The organism is Shewanella aestuarii, from assembly GCF_014647215.1.
In the GTDB taxonomy this organism is placed as follows: Bacteria; Pseudomonadota; Gammaproteobacteria; order Enterobacterales; family Shewanellaceae; genus Shewanella; species Shewanella aestuarii.
The window spans coordinates 93,982-114,539 of the sequence record NZ_BMOT01000010.1 but is presented as its reverse complement, the minus strand read 5'-3'; the positions used below and the strand labels follow the sequence as shown (position 1 = coordinate 114,539).

Genomic DNA, 20,558 nt, shown 5'->3' with positions numbered 1-20,558 from the left:
TTTAGGCAAGCTTATCGCCCAATAAAAACTCTAGTAAATGATCTAAGCGAATGTGTGGATAAAGGCGCTGCAGGGGATCAACATTTGCATCGGGCAATAAGGTTAATGACGGCGGCGAAAATGCACAAAAGCCAAAACCTTGTTGCTGCCAAAAATCAGTCTCTGGTAACTGACTTGGCACATCGCCAGGATAAAGCGTGACTAATTTACCCGTTTTATCGGTTCCCTTAATGACTTCTTGTTGACCGTTTGCCGAATTAATCATGCCATGTTGGGTAGCCTTGATCGCACTTATGGCCATGGTTTCTACCTCACAACCTTCAAAGCGAGCAAAGTGTTGGCTCTGTTGTAACATTTCAGTTAAAAGCTTTAAAATATGACTCTGTTGGCTTCGAGTGACCCTGTCTACCTGGCTAGCGGCAAATAGCACTTTATCTATTTTCGGTGAAAAAAGGCGTTTAAGTAGGCTGGACTGACCAAATTGAAAACTTTCCATAATACTGTTTAACGCTTGCCCCATATCATTAAACTGCGCTTGCCCATGATTGAGTCCATTTAAACAGTCCACTAACACCACTTGACGATCAAACTTAGCAAAGTGATCCTTATAAAAAGGCTTGACCACTTTAGCAACATATTCTTGATAACGCGCTTTTAGCACCTGGTAATAGCTATTGGTATCTGCATCATTAAATTGGGCATGTTGCAGCGGAGATAAACTCAATAACGGGAAAAAAGTCAGTAATGGCGTATGTTCAAATTCACCGGGTAACAGCATTCTTCCGGGTTGAGCGAAATAAAACCCGTGCTGATGTACCATTTCATTGAGTAAATGTTGATAAGTATCAGCAATCTTTTTTAGTAATTGTTCGTCAGCGGCGGCGGATAAATCAACATCTGCAATAAGGTTATTAAAAACAGCATACAACGAACTACTTTGTAAGCGTGTTACTGCATCCTGCTGGCTCAAGCACCAAGTTGCGAAGTCCTGTTTTAACATTGGAAGATCTAACAACCACTCACCGGGATAATCAACAATATCAACGTATAAAGTGGCGGAATCAGTTAATTTAGCCAATACCCCATGTTCTGGGCGATACTTAATTGCAAGTCTCAATTCGGTAATGTTTCGTGTCGATGGCGGCCAAATTGGCGGTTGCCCACCCAAAGCTTGCATGGCACTTTGATAATCAAAACGGGCAATGTTGAGGTCTGGCTGTAAAGTCCGTTTGACTCCCAATAAACGACCATCTCTTGCCACTTGCCATAAAGGCAGTGGGTTCTTATCGAAGTTGAGCCCGGCGTGTAATAACTGATTCACTAGCCCAGTGATAAAAGCGGTTTTCCCTGCGCCAGACAGACCTGTTACCGCTAAACGCACATGCCTGTCTGTGCTGCGATGAACCAGTGATTGAGCAGATTGAGAGATTTTATTGAACGAGCGTTCCAGTAGACTCATTGTTAATTCCAAATAAAACAAGGGCGGATAACCGCCCTAGATTTGATTACAGACTATTGATTTGACGTTTCAAGTCAAAGGTATCTGAAGTAACATGTTTTTCCAATTTTTGTAATCTAGACTCTAACGATGCAAATTGACGATTCACATCAAATAGAGCCTGTTTCGCTGGCTCTCCGGCCTGCCAAACTTTCTTTTTAACTTCAATATCTTTGTGTGCATCTAAGTGTGACTGGCTACGTGGTTTTACATCTAAAATCATCCACATTGCAATGTAAATAACCACGATAAAACCGCTGCCGCCGAGTAATAAAATTGATGCAGCAACCACCCTCACTAACCACACTTCAAAGTTAAAATATTCTGCGATTCCCGCACACACTCCAGCAATTTTGCCTGACTGCGGATTTCTATATAAGGTACGTCCGTTAGACTCGCTCATGTTTCGTCCTCCACTCTGGAGATTCTGCATCAAGGATGGCTTCTAAGGTATGAATACGCCCATTCATTTTATCCGCCTTCGCAATTAAATCATTTAGCTGATTAAATTCCTCATCAGTGAGCCCTTGGCTCACTTGTCGCTTACTGCGATAATGAAGCACCAACCAGATAGGAGCCACAACAATCATAAAAATGATAATTGGTGCAATAAGAAGATCCATATCCATAACTCACCTCTGAAAAATTATTACGCTTTTGATTTAGGTTGATTTTTTGCTTTTACTTTTGCTTTTAATGCTGCCAACTCATCGTTAACAGAATCTTCAGCAGCTAGCGCAGCAAACTCATCGTCTAAACTTGACTTTTTACCTAAATCATAAGCATCAACCTGTGCTTCAAGTCCTTCGACACGACGCTCATATTGCTCAAACTTCATCATCGCATCATCAATTTTACTTGAATCAAGCTGCTTTTTTACTTCTAAACGTGAAGTGGCAGTTTGCTTACGCATGATGATCGTTTTTTGACGAGCTCGAGCATCAGTTAACTTTTCTTGTAACTGGCTAACTTCATCTTTTAAACGGGCAATATGCTCTTCAACGACTTTTAATTCAGCTTCAAGCGTTGCTAATAAGGTCGCCGTTTTTTGCTTTTCAACTAAGGCTGCTTTCGCTAAATCTTCACGGTCTTTAGAAATAGCTAACTCTGCTTTTTCTTCCCAATCGTGAACCTGCTCTTGTACTCGACCGATACGACGTAGCAGTTCTTTTTTCTCAGCAAGAACTTTAGCTGAAGTAGAACGAACCTCGACGACTGTATCTTCCATTTCTTGTATAATCAGACGAACCATTTTTTCTGGATCTTCTGCTTTATCAAGGATTGCGCTGATGTTTGAATTAACGATATCAGCGAAGCGTGAAAAAATACCCATAATATGTACCTCAGTTTTCTATGTGGATGACGTCATAACTAATACATTATGCGTGCCAACTTTTATAAATCATTTAATATCAATGCTTTAACTAAATTCTCATGTTTTTCTTTCTTTTATCTACTGAGCCACTTATTATTATTTTCACCAATAATTAGCGTAAAAGACTAACAAATACTGTGAATAAGCAATTTCAACAAGATAACCTCATCGGGCAATCCAATGCACTGCTTGAAGTATTAGAGCATGTCTCGAAAGTAGCGGCTTTGTCAAAGCCTGTGCTCATTATTGGTGAACGAGGTACAGGTAAAGAACTTATCGCCGAACGTTTACATTATTTATCAGGTAGATGGGATCAGAGTTTTATTAAACTTAATTGTTCATCATTAAGTGAGACCTTACTAGAATCAGAGTTGTTTGGCCATGAATCTGGAGCATTTACTGGCGCAAAAGGCAAACATGAAGGCCGTTTTGAGCGCGCTAATGGCGGCACATTATTTTTGGATGAGCTAGCAAACACATCCGGCCTTATCCAAGAAAAACTATTACGCGTTATCGAGTATGGCGAATTTGAACGTGTCGGTGGCAGTAAAACAGTACAAACTGACGTACGTTTAATTTGTGCAGCAAATGAAGACTTACCATCACTGGCTGATTTAGGCGAATTTCGAGCAGATTTACTCGACCGACTTGCATTTGATGTGATCACATTGCCACCACTGCGCTGCCGCACAGAAGACATCATGGATTTAGCCGAATACTTCGCTATCAGTATGGCAAGGCAACTTAAATTAGAGTATTTCGGCGGATTTAGCCCATTAGCGGTTGAGCAACTGATGAGCCACACTTGGCCTGGCAATATTCGTGAGCTGAAAAACGTGGTTGAACGCAGTGTTTATCGTGAGGGCAGCGAAGGTCAGGAAATTGATCATATTATTTTGGATCCATTTGCTTCACCTTATCGTCCACAAACGCGAGTAAAAACCAAAGAGCGGCAGCAAGTTGCTACAAGCGCTCAATCCTCGAATGAACCTAATCAACAAGCAACCACTGACACAGCAGCTGTTGAACCTGAATTAGCTAGCTCGACAAACAGCAATGCCCATACAACAGCACAAGTTAAGTTCCCTCTTGATTTCAAAGAGTATACCGAAACACAAGAAATTGAATTGTTGCAAATGGCCTTAGCGGAAAGTCAGTTTAATCAAAAGAAAACCGCAGAAATCCTTGGCCTAAGTTACCATCAGTTACGCGGAATTTTAAAAAAATACAATTTACTTTAGTCACAAATGATCACATCGCCCTTTAATCGAATGCCACTTTAACGGGCGATGATAAAAAGTCACAAAAAACAATTTAATAACTTGTTTGCTACCAAGATATTTACACTGCTAAAATGACTACTCAGATCCACAAAAATTCGATTTCGCTATGACTGTGTTCTTGAAACAACGGTTTCATCTAATGTTTGTCTGTCTTTCTGGACTTTTGCTCAGTGCGTGTAGTCAAGCAACTCTTCCTCCAGGCTTGGTATATTGCAGTGAAGGCAACCCTGAAAGCTTCAATCCACAGCTGGTTACCTCAGGCACAACCATAGATGCAACATCACATCAGCTATACAGCAGACTGGTAAATTACAACCCAGATTTAGGTGATATTGTCCCGGGACTCGCTACCGACTGGCAGATTAGCGAAGATGGTTTAAGTTACACTTTTAATCTACGTCAAAATGTGTTGTTTCATCAAACCCAACGTTTTAAGCCCCAGCGAGTATTTAATGCTGACGATGTGTTATTTTCTTTCAATCGTATTATCGACTCTCAACATCCCTACCATTCGGTTAGTCGCACAGGCTATCCATTTTTTCAAAGTATCAGTTTTGAACAGCTTATTTCATCAATTGAGAAGGTTAATGACTACCAAGTTATTTTCCATCTAAACCGCGAGGATGCTTCTTTCTTATCTAACCTTGCCACTGATTTCGCCGTTGTTCTTTCAGCAGAATACGCCGAAAAATTACTCAAGGATGGCTTGCCGGAACAAATCGATTTGCAACCGATTGGCACAGGGCCTTTCCAGTTAACACAATATATTAAAAATGAGTATATTCGCTATATTCGACACCCCAATTACTGGGGAGCCAAGCCCGATATAGAACATTTAGTTTTTGATATCACCCCCAAGAGTACAGCGAGAATAGCAAAACTCATCACTGGCGATTGCAGTGTTTCAGCATTGCCTAAAGCAGGTGAATTGGCTGTCATTGATCAGCATCAACACATAAAGGTCGATGCCAAACCTGGTCTAAATGTCGCTTTTTGGGCATTAAACACCCAAAAACCGCCCTTAAATGATATTAGAGTAAGAAGAGCGCTTGCCCACGCTATTGATAAACAAAATATTTTAGACGTGGTTTACAATGATATTGCAGTTGAGGCGAGTGGTATTCTGCCACCTGCGTCATGGGCATATTCAAAGAATTTAACCAGCAATGAATTTAATCCTGCTAAAGCCAAATTACTTCTAGAGCAGGCTGGGGTCAAAAACTTAGATATTGATATTTGGGCAATGCCTGTTGCGCGAATTTATAATCCTAACGCCCTTAAAACTGCGGAACTTATCCAGGGGGATTTAGCTAAAGTAGGCGTTAAAATCAATATTGTTTCATACGACTGGAGTGTTTTCACCCAAAAACTGGCCAGTGATGATTACGACTCTGTGCTGATAGGTTGGAATGCTGACAACAGTGATCCTGATAACTTTTTCACCCCACTTTTAAGTTGTGCCGCCTTAGCCTCGAATAATAATCGCTCAAAATGGTGTCAGGCAGATTTTGACCATTTATTAACCCAAGCGCAAAAGACCACGGTGAGAGAAGAACGTAAAGCATTTTATCAAGCTGCTGAAGCCATTTTAAGTGATCGAGTCCCTTTAATACCGATTGCCCATGCACAAAAAGTTATCTTGAAAAAAGACACGATTACGTCAATGCAAGTAAGGCCTTACGGTGGCATTGCATTTGCAAAAATAGTCCAAAATCCGCAAGAGAGTAATTAACCATGTGGCGATACTTTTTTAGACGAGTCAGTTTATTTTTAGCCACTACTCTAATTATGATGGCAGTGCTGTTTTATACAACTCACCTATTCCCTGTTGATGAACACTATGCTCTAAGTGGGGTTCAACAACCTACGGCAGAACAAATCGAGCAAATCAATAACGATTTTAATTTAGAGAGTAATCGTTTTAGCCAATTTCTTGCTTACGTTCAACAACGCTTGAGTGGCAACATGGGGGTTTCGAATAACTCCCAACAACAGGTTTATGAAGAATTAAAAACCGTATTACCCGCATCATTCGAGCTATCATTGTTTTCGGGCTTTATCGCGTTAATTTTTGGCGTGCCTATTGGGGTCATCGCGGCTCTGAGTAAAAACAAACTCGTTCAACGCAGCATTTTAGGTCTTACACTCACGGGGTACTCAATCCCAGTATTTTGGTTAGGGCTAAGTCTGTCGCTGTGGTTTGGGGTTAATTTAGGCTGGTTACCCATTTCTGGGCAAATTAATCTTCTTTATCAAATCGAGCCCGTCAGTGGATTCATGTTAATTGATACCTTGTTATCGAATTCAACCTATAGTCAACAGGCTTTTATTGATGCATTGATGCATTTAATTTTGCCAGCGATTACCCTAGCGGTTTTACCTTTCACTTTGATCGTACGTATTACCCGCCAAGCGATGTTACAAGTGATGAACCAAACCTATATTCGAGCAGCAGAAGCCCGAGGATTACATACCTTAAAAATTATCATCCGCCATGCTTTGCCTAATGCAATGATCCCTGTTCTGAAAAGTATCGGCATTATGTTAGGCTCATTTGCAAGCTATGGTATTGTTGTAGAAGTTATTTTTTCTTGGCCTGGTGTAGGAAGTTGGCTGGTTTCAGGGATATATCAGCGTGATTATACTGTTATACAGGCGGGAATATTATCGGTTTCATTGTTGATTATCTTCCTGAGCATATTAATTGAGTTTGTTCATACAGCAATTAATCCAATGAGCAAAAAGGAACTGTATGCCACCTATTAAGATATATAAGCAGGATTACATAGCGTCACCTGCGGGACGTGTATGGAAAGCATTTTCCCACAACCCATTCGCCTTAATCGGCTTGTGGGGTGTCGGTTTTTTATTAGTGTTAACCCTGCTTGCACCGTTTATTGCCCCCTATTCTGTGAATGAGCAAAATCAACAAATACTGCTACTGCCGCCATCTTGGGACCCTTTAGGACATGTTGAGTACTTTCTTGGTACTGATGATCTAGGCCGAGATATTTTTAGTCGCATATTACATGGCGTGCAATTAACCTTCGGCATGTCATTAATTATAGTGACTTGCGCATTATTTTTCGGCTTCATCATTGGTGCAATTTCCGGCATGATGCGCGGCTTGAAATCGAGTATTTTAGGCCATTTACTCGATGGATTGTTATCTATACCATCGTTGTTAATGGCTATCTTGGTGGTCGCCGTTATCGGACCTGGCCTAAGTAATGTATTTTGGGCTGTTGGTATTGCAATGGTGCCGCAATTTATTCGCACCATACATCAAGCTGTACATGAAGAGCTTCAAAAAGAATATGTCACTGCCGCAAAACTCGACGGAGCCAATGACCTACAAATTTTTTGGTACGTTATCATGCCAAATATTTGGGAAGCTCTAATTATTCAAGTCACTATGGCTATTTCAGCGGCGATATTAGATATTGCAGCACTTGGATTTCTCAACTTAGGTGCCCAAGCACCAAGCCCAGAATGGGGTGCAATGATAGCACAAGGACTTGATAACCTTTTGCTAGCGCCTTGGACAGTCACCATTCCGGGTGTGGCAATATTATTTAGCGTTCTCGCCGTTAACCTCGTGGGTGATGGATTACGTTCCGCGATAGCCCCAATAAGAAACTAACTTATGCCATTACTCGATATTCGAAATCTCACCATTGAACTGGAAACTGACACAGGTAGAGTCGCTGTACTTGAGAAAGTGAGTTTAACCATGAACCCTGGCGAGATCCACGGACTGGTTGGAGAATCAGGCTCTGGCCGCAGCCTTTTGGCCAAAGCCATACTGGGTATTCTGGGGCCTAACTGGCATGTGATTGCTGACAGAATGATGTTTGATGGGCAAAACTTATTAGAATTAACGGCAAAAGAACGTCGCTGTATTATGGGTTGTGACATATCAATGGTGTTTCAAGATCCCTCAGGTAGTCTTGACCCGGTGAAAACGGTTGGTAGTCAATTAATTGAGGCTATTATCCCCAATAAGACAGTGCCTTTTTGGCGCAGATCAAAAGATACCTACCTTAGCGCCCAAAAATGGCTGCATAAAGTCGGTATTAAAAGTCCAAAAACCTTAATGAAATGTTTTCCTTGGGAATTGTCAGAAGGTGAATGTCAAAAAGTGATGATTGCGATGGCTGTCGCCAACCATCCTAAATTACTCATCGCTGACGAACCAACCAATTCAATGGAGTTAAACACCCAAGCGCAAATTTTCAGGCTCTTATCACAATTAAATCAGCTACAAAATGTGTCTATTTTATTAGTCAGCCATGAACTTGAAACCTTAGTACAGTATTGTGACCATCTAACTGTGCTATATGGTGGGCAAATGATGGAGTCTGGCCTGACATCTGAATTAGTCGCGAGCCCTTTCCATCCATACACCCGAGCCCTGTTAAAAAATTTACCTGACTACACAGGAAAAATGCGCCACAAATCAAATTTACCAACGTTACAGGGCTCTTCACCATCGGTTCAAAATCTTCCAGCCGGATGTCGCCTTGGTCCAAGATGCCCAGAAGCCAAACGCCAATGCGTTAAACAGCCTAATTTAGAGCAATTAAAAGATCGTGCTTATGCATGCCACTTCCCATACAAAAATGAGCAAGAAGCCGATGACAACACCTTTGCTTAAAGTAACAAACCTAAGTAAGCAATACTTAACAGGTTACAAAGGGTTTACGCCACAATATTATGATGCCCTAATGCCAGTATCATTTGAGCTTGAACGAGGTGAAACCTTAGCGATTGTTGGTGAAGTCGGCTCAGGAAAATCGACCTTGGCTCGTATTCTTGTCGGTGCAGAGCAGCGCAGCAGTGGCGATATCTTTTTTGAAGGCGAAGCATTAGAGTCACGCAATTTAAAACAACGTTGTCGTCTTATCCGAATGATATTTCAGGATCCAAACACATCGCTGAATCCGAGGTTAACTATTGGCGACCTATTAAATGAGCCATTGCGATTTAGCACAGACTTATCCGCAGAAGAGCGTCGTGTCCAGGTCATCGAAACATTAAGAAAAGTCGGTTTATTGCCTGAGCATGTTAATTTTTACCCGCATATGGTTTCTGAAGGACAGAAACAACGTGTGGCAGTAGCCAGAGCATTAATGCTAAACCCGAAGATTATCATTGCCGATGAAGCCTTAACAGCATTAGATTTATCAGTACGCTCACAGATTATCAACTTACTCTTGAAGCTCCAAAGAGAGCTAGGTTTATCCTATATTTTTGTATCACATAATTTAAATATCATCCGACATATCAGTGATAAAGTTATGGTACTGCAAAATGGCTGTCTAGTTGAGAAAGCCAAAACAGAAGACTTATTCACTTCACCACAACATGAATACACCCAAAGGCTTATTCAAGAGCAAAGTCAATTTATGCAAAAGCGTTAAACTGCTCCAACCACTGGCAAAATTAGACGCTTTCAACAAAAATCAGTGCCATTTCATCGATGAACTTATTATCCTAGTGCCAACTAAAAAGGAAGAAACTGACTTATGATTATTAAACCAAAAATTCGTGGCTTTATTTGTACCACGACTCACCCTGTTGGTTGTGAGGCAAACGTCAAAGAACAAATCGAACTCACAAAAGCCAAAGGTAAAATCTCAAACGGCCCTAAGAAAGTATTAGTGGTCGGTTCATCAAGTGGTTATGGTTTATCTTCACGTATCGCTTCAGCATTTGGTTGTGATGCCGCCACCATAGGTGTATTTTTCGAAAAACCAAGTTCCGAGACCAAACCCGGTACTGCAGGTTGGTATAACTCAGCCGCGTTTGACAAATTTGCTAAAGCTGAAGGTTTATATTCAAAAAGCATTAACTGCGATGCATTCAGCCATGAAGCTAAACAGCAAGTCATAGAGCTGATTAAAGCCGACTTAGGTCAAATTGATATGGTGGTTTATTCGCTGGCATCTCCAGTACGTAAATTGCCTGATACCGGTGAAGTGATCCGTTCAAGCCTTAAGCCAATGGGTGAAACCTATAGTGCTACGGCTGTTGATACTAACAAAGACACTATTATTGAAACCTCAGTTGAACCTGCTACTGAACAAGAAATTGCCGACACAGTTACGGTAATGGGCGGTCAAGATTGGGAACTGTGGATGGATGCCCTTTCACAGGCTGGCGTATTAGCTGATGGCTGTAAAACCGTAGCTTATAGCTATATTGGTACCGAGATCACTTGGCCAATATACTGGCATGGCGCCCTAGGTAAAGCCAAAATGGATTTGGATCGTGCTGCGCATGAATTGAATGCCAAGTTGTCTGTTAAAGGCGGCAGTGCCAATGTTGCGGTTCTTAAAAGTGTAGTAACCCAAGCAAGTTCTGCCATTCCGGTAATGCCTTTGTATATCGCTATGGTATTTAAGAAGATGCGTGAAGAAGGTCTTCATGAAGGCTGTATGGACCAAATTTATCGTATGTTCAGCGAGCGTTTATACCGCGCTGACGGTCAAGCGCCTGCGGTAGATGAATCAAATCGTTTACGCTTAGATGACTGGGAATTACGTGAAGAAATTCAGAAGCATTGCCGTGATTTGTGGCCACAAGTGACCACTGAAAATTTATCTGAACTAACCGACTACCGCGAATACAAAGAAGAATTTTTGAAGCTATTTGGCTTTGGTATTGAAGGTATCGATTACGAAGCAGATGTCGATCCAAATGTAGAGTTTGACGTGATTAGCCTATAATCAATATTGTCATGCCATTAAAAACCAGCCACCTAGGCTGGTTTTTTGTTATTTTATTAGCCATGTATTACAGCCCCTGCACTGCAAGTTTATGTAATTGCTAAATAGATTTTAAGATTAACATTCTCATCATCATTCCCCATATCAAAGCGTTCAAATGTTAATGGCTGCTCTCCAAGTTGATATTTCATCTTTGCCAGCCAAGTGCCATACAAATATTTTATTTTACTGGCTAACTCAGCTTGAGAGCCGTTATGGCTTAGCACTGCATAGCGTCCTTTAGGCAATGTTTTTGCCTTAAAGTGAGCTGAGCCAAATAATAGCTCTTTTAACTTGCTTAACTGCGCTTGAGATACATTCACGCCGATATCGATTGAATAATCGTGGTTGTTATTCTGGGGCTGAGAATAGATAAAATTAAAAGTACGGTGTTGAGATGGTGGTAAACAATGTGCTTTTGTAAACGCAATCAATGCCTGAATAGACTGTGAAACATATAACGCAGGGCCTCGATGTTCTATCATCACCAGTTCAAGCTCTGTTAGCGTTTCAATGCAAATGCTAGCATCAAGATGATCTAATTGCTCATGCCCCTCTGAGAACGTTTTTAAGGGCTGCTGCTTAGCAAAGAAATTTCCCCAGTCTGGTGCTTGTCTAAACGCTTCGGGACTTTGGCCAATACTTAATGTAAACCCATCAGTAAATGCTGTGGTTGAAGCATAGCCTGCTGCTTTAGCAACCTGTTCAATCGGCACTGATTTATCAAAGCCTAAGGTTTGCGCAGCTTCAATATTGCGGATTAATGACAAATAGTCTTTAAATTGAGTGTGATACAAGCTAAAAAAGATAAATTCAAAATGATTAACCGGAACTCCAGCTTTGTCCGCTAAAATCTCGATTGACAGATTTTCACTTAAATGTTCATCAATAAATTGTAAAACATGCTCAAATTGTTGTTCTAAAGCCACATTAGCGCCTTATTTATATAAAAGTTTAAAGCTTAACCATTCTTCAAGTTTAGAAGCCGTAAGGTTAACGCATTCAAACCTAATCATAAATCCAAAGTCTGTTTTTTAGAAACAAAAAAGCCAAGATGAATACCACCTTGGCTTTTTCTTAACGCTAAATATTATTCAGCTACAGGATATTCAATTTTCGCTTTCGCTTTAAGAGAATCAATCACTGCACGATAATCCGCTTGACCGTATTGACGAGCAAGACCTTCCTTCACTGACTGTAATGCGCTTACATCAATCGTTTCAGCGGCATTCACTTTATCAAGCACAACGACAGCATAACCTGAACCTAATGCAGCAGTGTCAATTGACACGGCCCCAGCTTCAGGTGCTGGCATCTTGAAGGCTTTATTAGCAATTGCAGCATCAATATCTTGATTAAAACGGCCTAATTTAGACACAGTGATTAATTGCGCATCAGCAAGAGCAAAATCACCCGCTTTCAGTTGAGTCATATAACCAGCCGCTTTTTCGCGGGCAGTTTCATTGGCTTTATCTTGTTTAAGACGTTGCACTATGTTCATTTCAACCTTGTCGAAACTTAACGTGCCAGCATCAAGATGCTGCTTAACACGAATAACCACAACATGATTAGGCTCTAGTTCAATAACGTCGCTGTTCATACCACTTGTCAGTACTTGATCAGAAAACGCGGCTTTAACAAGAGCAGGTTTGTTCAAATTAGCCGGTGGATTATCACGGGTAAATAAACCTGTTGTTTGTACTTCTTTTTTAACAGCATTAGCGGTATCTAAAAGAGTATCAGGAATTTCATAGCTGGTATCTGCAAGCTTAGTTTGTAAACCATAAAAGATATCTAATGCTTTCTTTTCTTTAACTTGAGCAATGATTTTATCTTTAACATCATCAAAAGCAGCTACCGCACCTAGCTGAATATCAACTAACTTGATGATATGGAATCCAAATTCACCTTTAACAACACCTGATACTTGCCCTTTTTCAAGACCAAACAACGCTTCATCAAATGCAGGATCCATTACGCCCTGTTCAAACCAGTCAATTTGACCACCTTGTTCAGCACTGAATTGATCTTCTGATTCTGTTTTAGCCAATTCAGCAAAATCTTCACCTGCTGCGATACGTGCAGCAATGGCTTCTAACTTAGCTTTGTCTGCAGCGTCATCGCCACTTGCCGCGTAAATATGACTCGCTAGACGTTTTTCAGGCGTTTGGTATTGTGCCTGATTTTCTTCATAATTCTGGCTGATTTCAGCATCGTCAACTAACACATCTTTTGCAATATCATTAACGTTTAGCTCAACATATTCTAAGCTAACCTGCTCAGGACTATTAAATTGAGTTAAGTTACTGTCGTAATATGCTTTAGCATCTTCCGTTGTGACGTTTGCGGTTGCAAGGAAAGGCATAGCATCTACTGCGATATAACGGATATCACGAGTTTGATTCTGAACTTCAGCCAATTGCTTAGCTTCGCCATCAAGAACAAAGTCGCTGCCTAATAATGCGTTTAATAACTGACGACGAGTCATATCAACATGCATCATGTTACGGAAAGTAATAGGCTGATAATTTAGTTGGCGTAAAACGGCTTGATAACGATCGTTATCAAACTGACCATCAGTTTGGAAAGCGGGTTCACTGAAAATAGCCTGTTTTATTTGTTCGTCTGATACGCGTAAACCTAGCTCACTTGCAGCTTGATCAACCAAAGTATTAGCCACTAAACGATCTAACACACTGGCTTTAATACTTTGCATGTAATTGTCATCAGCAGATAGGGCATCAAACATTTCGCCGTATTGCTGCTTTAAACTGGCACGCTCATTTTGGAAAGCTTGTTCTAGTTCAGTTTCAGGAATTTCAATGCCATTAACAATGGCAGCAGGAACACCAGTATTAGAGCCTAAATAGCTACTGACACCAGCAAAAGCAAATGAAAGTATCACAAGAATTAGAATTGTTTTAGCAACAACTCCCTGTGACCCTTCGCGGATTTTTTCTAACATCTGAATTCTCGCTTGTTGCGACTAAAATAAAAAGGCGCATCTGTAGTCGATGCGCCTTGTTTACATGGAGTTATCAGACGCTACCCAGGGTATAACCCAATACTCCGAATATCAATGACTTAACAATTGATATTTCATTTCGTAAAAAGCACCGCCAGAGCAGTGCTTAGGTTACGAATGCCTTAATTAAAGGCAACGTTGATAACTATTTATTAGTTAACAGCGTCTTTAAGCGCTTTGCCAGCTTTGAATGCAGGAATCTTCGCAGCAGCAATTTTAATTTCTTTACCCGTTTGTGGGTTACGGCCAGTACGCTCAGCACGTTGACGTACTTCAAAAGTACCAAAACCAACTAGAGAAATTTTATCGCCATCTTTTAAGCCTTCAGTTACAGCAGCAATAAATGAATCTAGTGCACGACCAGCAGCAGCTTTAGAAATATCAGCACCAGAAGCAATTTTCTCGATTAGTTCAGATTTGTTCATGTCATCCCCTTGAATGTTATTGTCGCGCCGCAACCAAATCCATGTTCAGAGCGGTCTGCGGAGGCTTTTTGTTTAAAATTCGACACTATGTCAAATTTAATAGAAAACCAAAAAATAAAAAATTGGATACAGCTCAAAGTCAAGTGCGCCAAGGGCTTGGTGTGCTTGACTCTCCACAAACCTAGGCTACCACAGCTAAGGGTTTTGTTAAGCCCCTTTTTTCACTTTTTTTATGCTCTAGAGCAATTTTTTAACTAAATAGCTATTTTTTAACCACTTCAAAGCCTTCAACTGGGCGTTCTAGGGCTAATTTCAGTACTTCATCAACCCAACGTACAGGATGAATTTTCAAATCAGCAATGACATTTTGTGGAATTTCTTCCAAATCACGCTCATTTTCCTTTGGTATCAATACGTGTTTAATGCCACCACGGTGTGCTGCAAGTAGTTTTTCTTTTAAACCACCAATGGGTAAAACCTCACCACGAAGAGTGATTTCACCCGTCATTGCCACATCACTGCGCACTGGATTGCCGGTTAAACTAGACACTAAAGCGGTACACATTGCAGCCCCTGCTGAAGGGCCATCTTTTGGTGTTGCACCTTCTGGTACGTGAACATGGATATCACGCTTCTCATAAAAATCAGCATTGATACCTAACTGCTCAGCTCGGGCACGTACAACTGTCATAGCCGCTTTAATCGACTCTTGCATAACATCACCTAATGAACCGGTATAGGTCAGTTTACCTTTACCGGCAACAGATGTTGCTTCTATGGTCAATAAATCACCACCAACTTGGGTCCATGCTAATCCTGTTACCTGGCCAATTTGGTTGCTTGATTCTGCTTTGCCGTAATCAAATCGCTGCACACCTAAAAATGATTTCAGGTTATCTTGATTAACTTCAACTGTTTTAACCGATTTATCTAATAAAATTTGCTTAACCACTTTACGACAAATTTTAGAGAGTTCTCGTTCTAGTGAACGCACACCCGCCTCGCGAGTGTAGTATCGGATAATGCCTAAAATAGCACTGTCATCGACTTTGATTTCTTTTGCTTTTAAGCCATTGCGTTCGATCTGCTTTGTCAGCAAGTGTTGCTTGGCAATATTGAGTTTTTCGTCTTCGGTGTAGCCCGATAAACGAATAACTTCCATACGATCGAGTAATGGTCCTGGAATGTCCATTGAGTTGGATGTAGCAACAAACATCACATCCGACAAATCATAATCCACTTCTAAGTAGTGATCGTTGAAAGTCGCGTTTTGCTCTGGATCTAATACCTCAAGCAGTGCCGACGATGGATCGCCACGCATATCAGAGCTCATTTTATCGATTTCATCTAACAGGAATAATGGGTTTTTAACGCCCACTTTAGCCATTTTTTGGATAATTTTACCTGGCATCGAACCAATGTAAGTTCGACGATGTCCACGAATTTCAGCTTCATCACGGACGCCACCTAATGCTACGCGCACATATTCACGCCCTGTAGCTTTAGCGATAGACTGACCGAGTGAGGTTTTACCTACACCAGGTGGTCCAACTAAACAAAGAATTGGACCTTTTAATTGCTTAACTCGGCTTTGAACGGCTAAATACTCCAAAATACGTTCTTTAACTTTTTCAAGACCGTGATGATCTGTGTCTAATACCTCTTGCGCCTTGGCTAAATCACGTTTTATTTTAGAACGCTTCTTCCAAGGTACTGAGGTCATCCAATCAACATAGCTACGTACAACCGTCGCTTCTGCAGACATAGGTGACATCATCTTTAACTTATTCAATTCAGCACTGGCTTTGTCTTTGGCATCTTTTGGCATGCCTGACTCTTCGATCTTTTTACCTAAAACTTCGAATTCATCATGACTTTCATCAATGTCGCCAAGTTCTTTTTGAATGGCTTTCATTTGCTCATTCAAATAATACTCACGCTGGCTTTTTTCCATTTGTTTTTTAACACGGGTACGAATGCGTTTTTCAACTTGTAATAAGTCAATTTCCGCTTCCATCATCGCCATAAGATATTCTAAACGTTCACCCACATTGATCATCTCAAGCACAGACTGTTTGTCTTCAAGCTTAAGTGGCATGTGAGCAGCCATAGTGTCAGCTAAACGAGCAGCTTCATCTATGCCTGTTAACGACGTGAGCACTTCAGGCGGGATTTTTTTGTTTAACTTGATGTAACCTTCAAACTGGCCAATTGCACTGCGAACGAGGACTTCTTCTTCCTTTTCTGCCAGTGATTCAGATTCTAGGTATTCAGCTGTTGCCACAAAAAAGGCATCATCCTGAGTATAACGGGTAATTTTAGCGCGTTGACCGCCTTCGACGAGCACTTTCACAGTCCCGTCAGGCAGTTTTAACAGCTGCAAAATGGATGCTACAGTGCCAATATCAAAGATATCGTCTTTTGTTGGCTCATCAAGATCAGCATCTCGTTGCGCCACTAATAAAATTTGTTTGTCTTGTTCCATTGCTGACTCTAAGCAACGGATGGATTTTTCCCGTCCGACGAATAGCGGAATAACCATATGGGGATATACCACTACATCACGTAGGGGTAATACGGGGAGTTCGATATGCGCTTCACGCTCTTGGGTCATGGCTCGATTCCGTTTCATGAAAAGACTTATTACTGAGTATATTGGGGTGATGCACTCAGTTTCAATGGTCAATACGAAAAAAGGAGCCCAATGGACTCCTTATTTTTCAACTTATTACCTAGCTGTACATTTATTGTTCGCCAGATGCCGCCTGTGACTCATTATTTTCATAAATCAGAATCGGGGCAGATTCACCTTTTACAACAGATTCATCCACAACCGCTTTAACAACACCGTGTTGCGAAGGGATATCGTACATAGTATCAAGTAAAATACTTTCAACAATTGAACGTAAACCACGTGCACCCGTTTTCCGGTTCATGGCTTTGTTAGCAATAGCTTTCAAGGCATCGTCACGGAACTCAAGTTCAACATTTTCCATCTCAAATAATGCTGCATACTGTTTAGTTAGCGCATTTTTAGGTTGAGATAAAATTTGAATTAACGCGTCTTCATCTAATTCAGTCAGGGTTGCTACCACAGGTAAACGTCCGATGAATTCTGGGATTAAACCGAATTTAACTAAATCGCCCGGTTCAACTTGCCCTAACGTTTCAGAAATGGTGGCTTTATCCGCCTCCCCCTTAACCTCAGCACCAAAGCCAATCCCAGTACCTGTATGAGCTCGTTGTTCAATCACTTTCTCAAGGCCCGCAAACGCTCCACCACAGATGAATAGGATTTTAGAGGTATCAACCTGTAAAAACTCCTGCTGAGGATGCTTACGCCCACCTTGTGGAGGCACTGATGCAACGGTACCTTCAATGAGTTTCAGTAACGCCTGCTGCACGCCCTCACCTGATACATCACGCGTAATTGATGGGTTGTCAGACTTACGGCTGATTTTATCAATCTCGTCGATATAAACGATGCCGCGCTGTGCTTTTTCTACATCGTAGTCGCACTTTTGCAGTAACTTTTGAATAATATTTTCAACGTCTTCACCCACATAACCCGCTTCGGTTAAAGTGGTGGCATCTGCCATGGTAAATGGCACATTTAACGAACGCGCTAACGTTTCTGCTAATAATGTTTTACCACTACCCGTTGGGCCTATGAGCAAAATATTACTCTTACCTAATTCAACACCGTCTTTTGGCGATGCATTTTTCAGGCGTTTGTAGTGATTATAAACCGCCACAGCTAAGACTTTTTTAGCTTTATCTTGGCCAATAACATAGTCATCTAAGTGATTACGTAGTTCATGCGGCGTAGGTAATTTATCCTCATCACGCTTAGGAGAAATCTCTTTGATTTCTTCACGGATAATATCATTACACAATTCCACACACTCATCGCATACATATACCGATGGGCCAGCAATCAGCTTTCTGACTTCATGTTGGCTTTTTCCGCAAAAAGAGCAGTACAGCAGCTTTGTGCTGTCACCGTTATTTTTGTTATCGCCCATTATTCTACCTCTGGTTGCAGCCTAGACCTGGCGTCTGAGCTCTGCTTGTCGATATGCTTTAAATGCTGCATACCCAAGTTATTCTCACAATTAAAGTAAGAATAACCTAGTCACAACAAAAAATCAGCTGGTAATTAGTTACGCGATGTCATTACTGAATCAACTAAGCCATAGTCAGTTGCTTGCTGAGCACTCATGAAGTTATCACGATCAGTATCACGCTCAATCACTTCCATAGGTTGACCTGTGTGTTCAGCTAGAATTTCATTAAGTTTATTTTTAATGCCTAAGATTTCCTGAGCATGAATAGCGATATCAGATGCTTGTCCCTGGAAACCGCCTAATGGTTGGTGGATCATGACGCGTGAATTAGGTAAACAATGACGTTTGCCCTTAGCTCCACCAGCAAGTAGGAATGCACCCATGCTGCAAGCCTGTCCCATACAAACAGTACTGACATTTGGCTTGATAAATTGCATGGTGTCATAAATCGCCATACCTGCGGTCACTGAACCACCTGGTGAGTTGATATATAAGTAAATATCTTTGTCTGGGCTTTCTGATTCTAAGAACAATAATTGAGCCACAATCAGATTAGCCATGTGCTCTTCAACTTGGCCTACTAAAAAGATCACGCGCTCTTTTAATAAACGAGAGTAGATATCGTATGAACGTTCACCTTTAGCGGTTTGTTCAACAACCATAGGTACAAGAGCATTAAGTACAGATTCTGGCGCTTTAAACATTATTCATTTCCCTAAAATAAAAAATGGCTCGTATGAGAACCTCATACGAGCCATTATAAATGGCGAACCGCTTGTTAAGTCAAGCTAAGGTTATGCGCGACCAGTAGCCTTGTTCATAAATTCTTCAAAAGCGACGTCTTTAACGGTTACTTTTGCAGTTTTAAGTAAAGCTTCAACCGCTTGTTCTTCTAAAGCAACGTTACGCATGTTTTGCATAAGTTCTTTGTTGCCATTGTAGTAAGCAACAACTTCAGATGGATCTTCATAAGCAGAAGCCATTGATTCGATTAATGCATTAACGCGAGTGTCTTCAGCTTTTAGCTCGTTAGTTTTGATAACTTCACCTAATAGCAAACCAATCTTAACACGACGCTCTGCTTGCTCGGTGAACAAGTCAGCTGGTAACTCAGGCATGTTCTTAGCGTCGCCGCCAAAACGTTGCATAGCTTGCTGACGAAGAACGTTCACTTCGCCATCAACTAATGCTGATGGAATAGTGATATCGTTAGCGGCTAATAAGCCAGTGATGACTTGCTCTTTAACGTTAGCTTTTAACGCTTGATCAAGTTCACGAGTCATATTTTTACGGATTTCAGCTTTAAGTGCATCTAAGCCACCATCAGCAATACCGAATAATGAAGCGAATTCATCGTTAACTTCTGGAAGGTTAGCCGCTTGAACTTCAGTTAAAGTAATAACGAACTTAGCCGCTTTACCTTTTAAGTTTTCAGCATGGTAATCTTCAGGGAATGAAACTTCGATTGAGAATTCTTCACCCGTTTTGTGACCTAGGATACCAGCTTCAAAACCTGGGATCATACGGTTGCTGCCTAATTGAAGTTCGAAGTCATCAGCTTTGCCGCCATCAAACTCTTCACCATCAACGCTGCCAACAAAGTTCATTTTCACTTTGTCGCCATCAGCCGCTTCACGCTCAACTGGCGCATAAGTAGCGTGTTGCTTACGTAAAGTTTCAATCATTGCATCAACATCAGCGTCATTAACTTCAGCTTTAGGTTGTTCAACAGTGATTGCATCTAAGCCTGTTAGTGTCACTTCTGGGTAGATTTCGAAAGTTGCTACGAACTCAAAGTTCTCGCCTTCTACTTTACCTGGAGCAAATACTGGCGCACCCGCTGGGTTTAATTTTTCAGCAACAATAGCTTCAATGAAGTTGCGTTGCATGATTTCGCCAGTCACGTCTTGACGAATTGCTGCGCCATAACGTTTTTCAATTACTGAAGCGGGTACTTTACCAGGACGAAAACCTGGAATACGTGCACGTTTAGCTTCACGTAATAAATTGTCTTTTACCACTTTTTCAATTTGTTCAGCAGGAACAGAAATGGTTAGGCGACGCTCTAGGCCTTGAGTTGTTTCAACAGAAACTTGCATTGTTTTACCTCGAAAT

18 protein-coding genes are annotated in these 20,558 nt (G+C 41.1%); 7 read left to right on the top strand and 11 right to left on the bottom strand.

What is annotated here, in order from left to right; translation table 11 throughout:
• Window position 1 precedes the first annotated feature (1 nt).
• Genes IEY03_RS14290 through pspA form a run of 4 tightly spaced genes read right to left on the bottom strand, consistent with a single transcriptional unit; the run spans window position 2 to window position 2,831 of the window.
• The gene (locus tag IEY03_RS14290) at window positions 2-1,459 is read right to left on the bottom strand and encodes a YcjX family GTP-binding protein (RefSeq protein ID WP_188842883.1); all 1,458 of its coding nucleotides are present in this window, start codon (window positions 1,457-1,459) and stop codon (window positions 2-4) included.
• Between the two features lie 46 nt (window positions 1,460-1,505).
• Window positions 1,506-1,901, bottom strand: a complete 396-nt coding sequence (gene pspC / locus IEY03_RS14285) for an envelope stress response membrane protein PspC (RefSeq protein ID WP_188842881.1) — start codon at window positions 1,899-1,901, stop codon at window positions 1,506-1,508.
• Window positions 1,888-2,127 (bottom strand): envelope stress response membrane protein PspB, encoded by a 240-nt coding sequence (pspB, locus tag IEY03_RS14280; protein ID WP_188842879.1) that lies wholly within the window; start codon window positions 2,125-2,127, stop codon window positions 1,888-1,890. Before pspB ends, pspC begins: the two co-directional genes overlap by 14 nt.
• Before the next feature lie 20 nt (window positions 2,128-2,147).
• Window positions 2,148-2,831: a phage shock protein PspA gene (gene pspA, locus IEY03_RS14275; RefSeq protein ID WP_188842877.1), complete on the bottom strand. Its 684-nt coding sequence runs from the start codon at window positions 2,829-2,831 to the stop codon at window positions 2,148-2,150.
• 179 nt (window positions 2,832-3,010) lie between these two features.
• On the opposite strand from pspA, the gene pspF reads away from it, so the two are divergent.
• The 7 genes from pspF (at window position 3,011) to fabV (ending at window position 10,887) form a co-directional block, all read left to right on the top strand.
• Complete coding sequence (gene pspF, locus IEY03_RS14270) at window positions 3,011-4,114, top strand: phage shock protein operon transcriptional activator (RefSeq protein ID WP_188842875.1); 1,104 nt, start codon at window positions 3,011-3,013, stop codon at window positions 4,112-4,114.
• Window positions 4,115-4,295: 181 nt separating this feature from the next.
• Window positions 4,296-5,888 carry an ABC transporter substrate-binding protein gene (locus tag IEY03_RS14265; RefSeq protein WP_229778343.1) on the top strand — a complete coding sequence of 531 codons (1,593 nt, stop codon included), beginning with the start codon at window positions 4,296-4,298 and terminating at the stop codon, window positions 5,886-5,888.
• Between the two features lie 2 nt (window positions 5,889-5,890).
• Complete coding sequence (locus IEY03_RS14260) at window positions 5,891-6,922, top strand: ABC transporter permease (RefSeq protein WP_188842871.1); 1,032 nt, start codon at window positions 5,891-5,893, stop codon at window positions 6,920-6,922.
• Window positions 6,909-7,799 (top strand): ABC transporter permease subunit, encoded by an 891-nt coding sequence (locus IEY03_RS14255; protein WP_188842869.1) that lies wholly within the window; start codon window positions 6,909-6,911, stop codon window positions 7,797-7,799. Before IEY03_RS14260 ends, IEY03_RS14255 begins: the two co-directional genes overlap by 14 nt.
• A gap of 3 nt (window positions 7,800-7,802) precedes the next feature.
• Window positions 7,803-8,813 carry an oligopeptide/dipeptide ABC transporter ATP-binding protein gene (locus IEY03_RS14250; protein WP_188842868.1) on the top strand — a complete coding sequence of 337 codons (1,011 nt, stop codon included), beginning with the start codon at window positions 7,803-7,805 and terminating at the stop codon, window positions 8,811-8,813.
• Window positions 8,794-9,579 (top strand): peptide ABC transporter ATP-binding protein, encoded by a 786-nt coding sequence (locus IEY03_RS14245; RefSeq protein ID WP_188842866.1) that lies wholly within the window; start codon window positions 8,794-8,796, stop codon window positions 9,577-9,579. Before IEY03_RS14250 ends, IEY03_RS14245 begins: the two co-directional genes overlap by 20 nt.
• A gap of 105 nt (window positions 9,580-9,684) precedes the next feature.
• Window positions 9,685-10,887, top strand: coding sequence for an enoyl-ACP reductase FabV (gene fabV / locus IEY03_RS14240; protein WP_188842864.1), 1,203 nt, complete (start codon window positions 9,685-9,687; stop codon window positions 10,885-10,887).
• A gap of 89 nt (window positions 10,888-10,976) precedes the next feature.
• Here fabV and IEY03_RS14235 read toward each other — a convergent pair whose 3' ends face one another.
• From IEY03_RS14235 to tig, 7 genes are all read right to left on the bottom strand, one after another.
• Entirely contained in the window at window positions 10,977-11,855 is an 879-nt protein-coding gene (locus tag IEY03_RS14235; protein WP_188842862.1) for an AraC family transcriptional regulator, read from the bottom strand.
• A gap of 161 nt (window positions 11,856-12,016) precedes the next feature.
• Window positions 12,017-13,891, bottom strand: a complete 1,875-nt coding sequence (locus IEY03_RS14230; protein WP_188842860.1) for a SurA N-terminal domain-containing protein — start codon at window positions 13,889-13,891, stop codon at window positions 12,017-12,019.
• 212 nt (window positions 13,892-14,103) lie between these two features.
• The gene (gene hupB / locus IEY03_RS14225; protein WP_188842858.1) at window positions 14,104-14,376 is read right to left on the bottom strand and encodes a nucleoid-associated protein HU-beta; all 273 of its coding nucleotides are present in this window, start codon (window positions 14,374-14,376) and stop codon (window positions 14,104-14,106) included.
• A gap of 262 nt (window positions 14,377-14,638) precedes the next feature.
• Entirely contained in the window at window positions 14,639-16,990 is a 2,352-nt protein-coding gene (lon, locus tag IEY03_RS14220; protein ID WP_188842957.1) for an endopeptidase La, read from the bottom strand.
• 130 nt (window positions 16,991-17,120) lie between these two features.
• Window positions 17,121-18,401, bottom strand: a complete 1,281-nt coding sequence (gene clpX / locus IEY03_RS14215; protein ID WP_188842856.1) for an ATP-dependent protease ATP-binding subunit ClpX — start codon at window positions 18,399-18,401, stop codon at window positions 17,121-17,123.
• 134 nt (window positions 18,402-18,535) lie between these two features.
• A complete protein-coding gene (gene clpP / locus IEY03_RS14210; RefSeq protein WP_188842855.1) occupies window positions 18,536-19,147 on the bottom strand; it encodes an ATP-dependent Clp endopeptidase proteolytic subunit ClpP in 612 nt (203 codons plus the stop codon).
• Between the two features lie 90 nt (window positions 19,148-19,237).
• Window positions 19,238-20,542, bottom strand: a complete 1,305-nt coding sequence (gene tig, locus IEY03_RS14205) for a trigger factor (RefSeq protein ID WP_188842853.1) — start codon at window positions 20,540-20,542, stop codon at window positions 19,238-19,240.
• Window positions 20,543-20,558 lie beyond the last annotated feature (16 nt).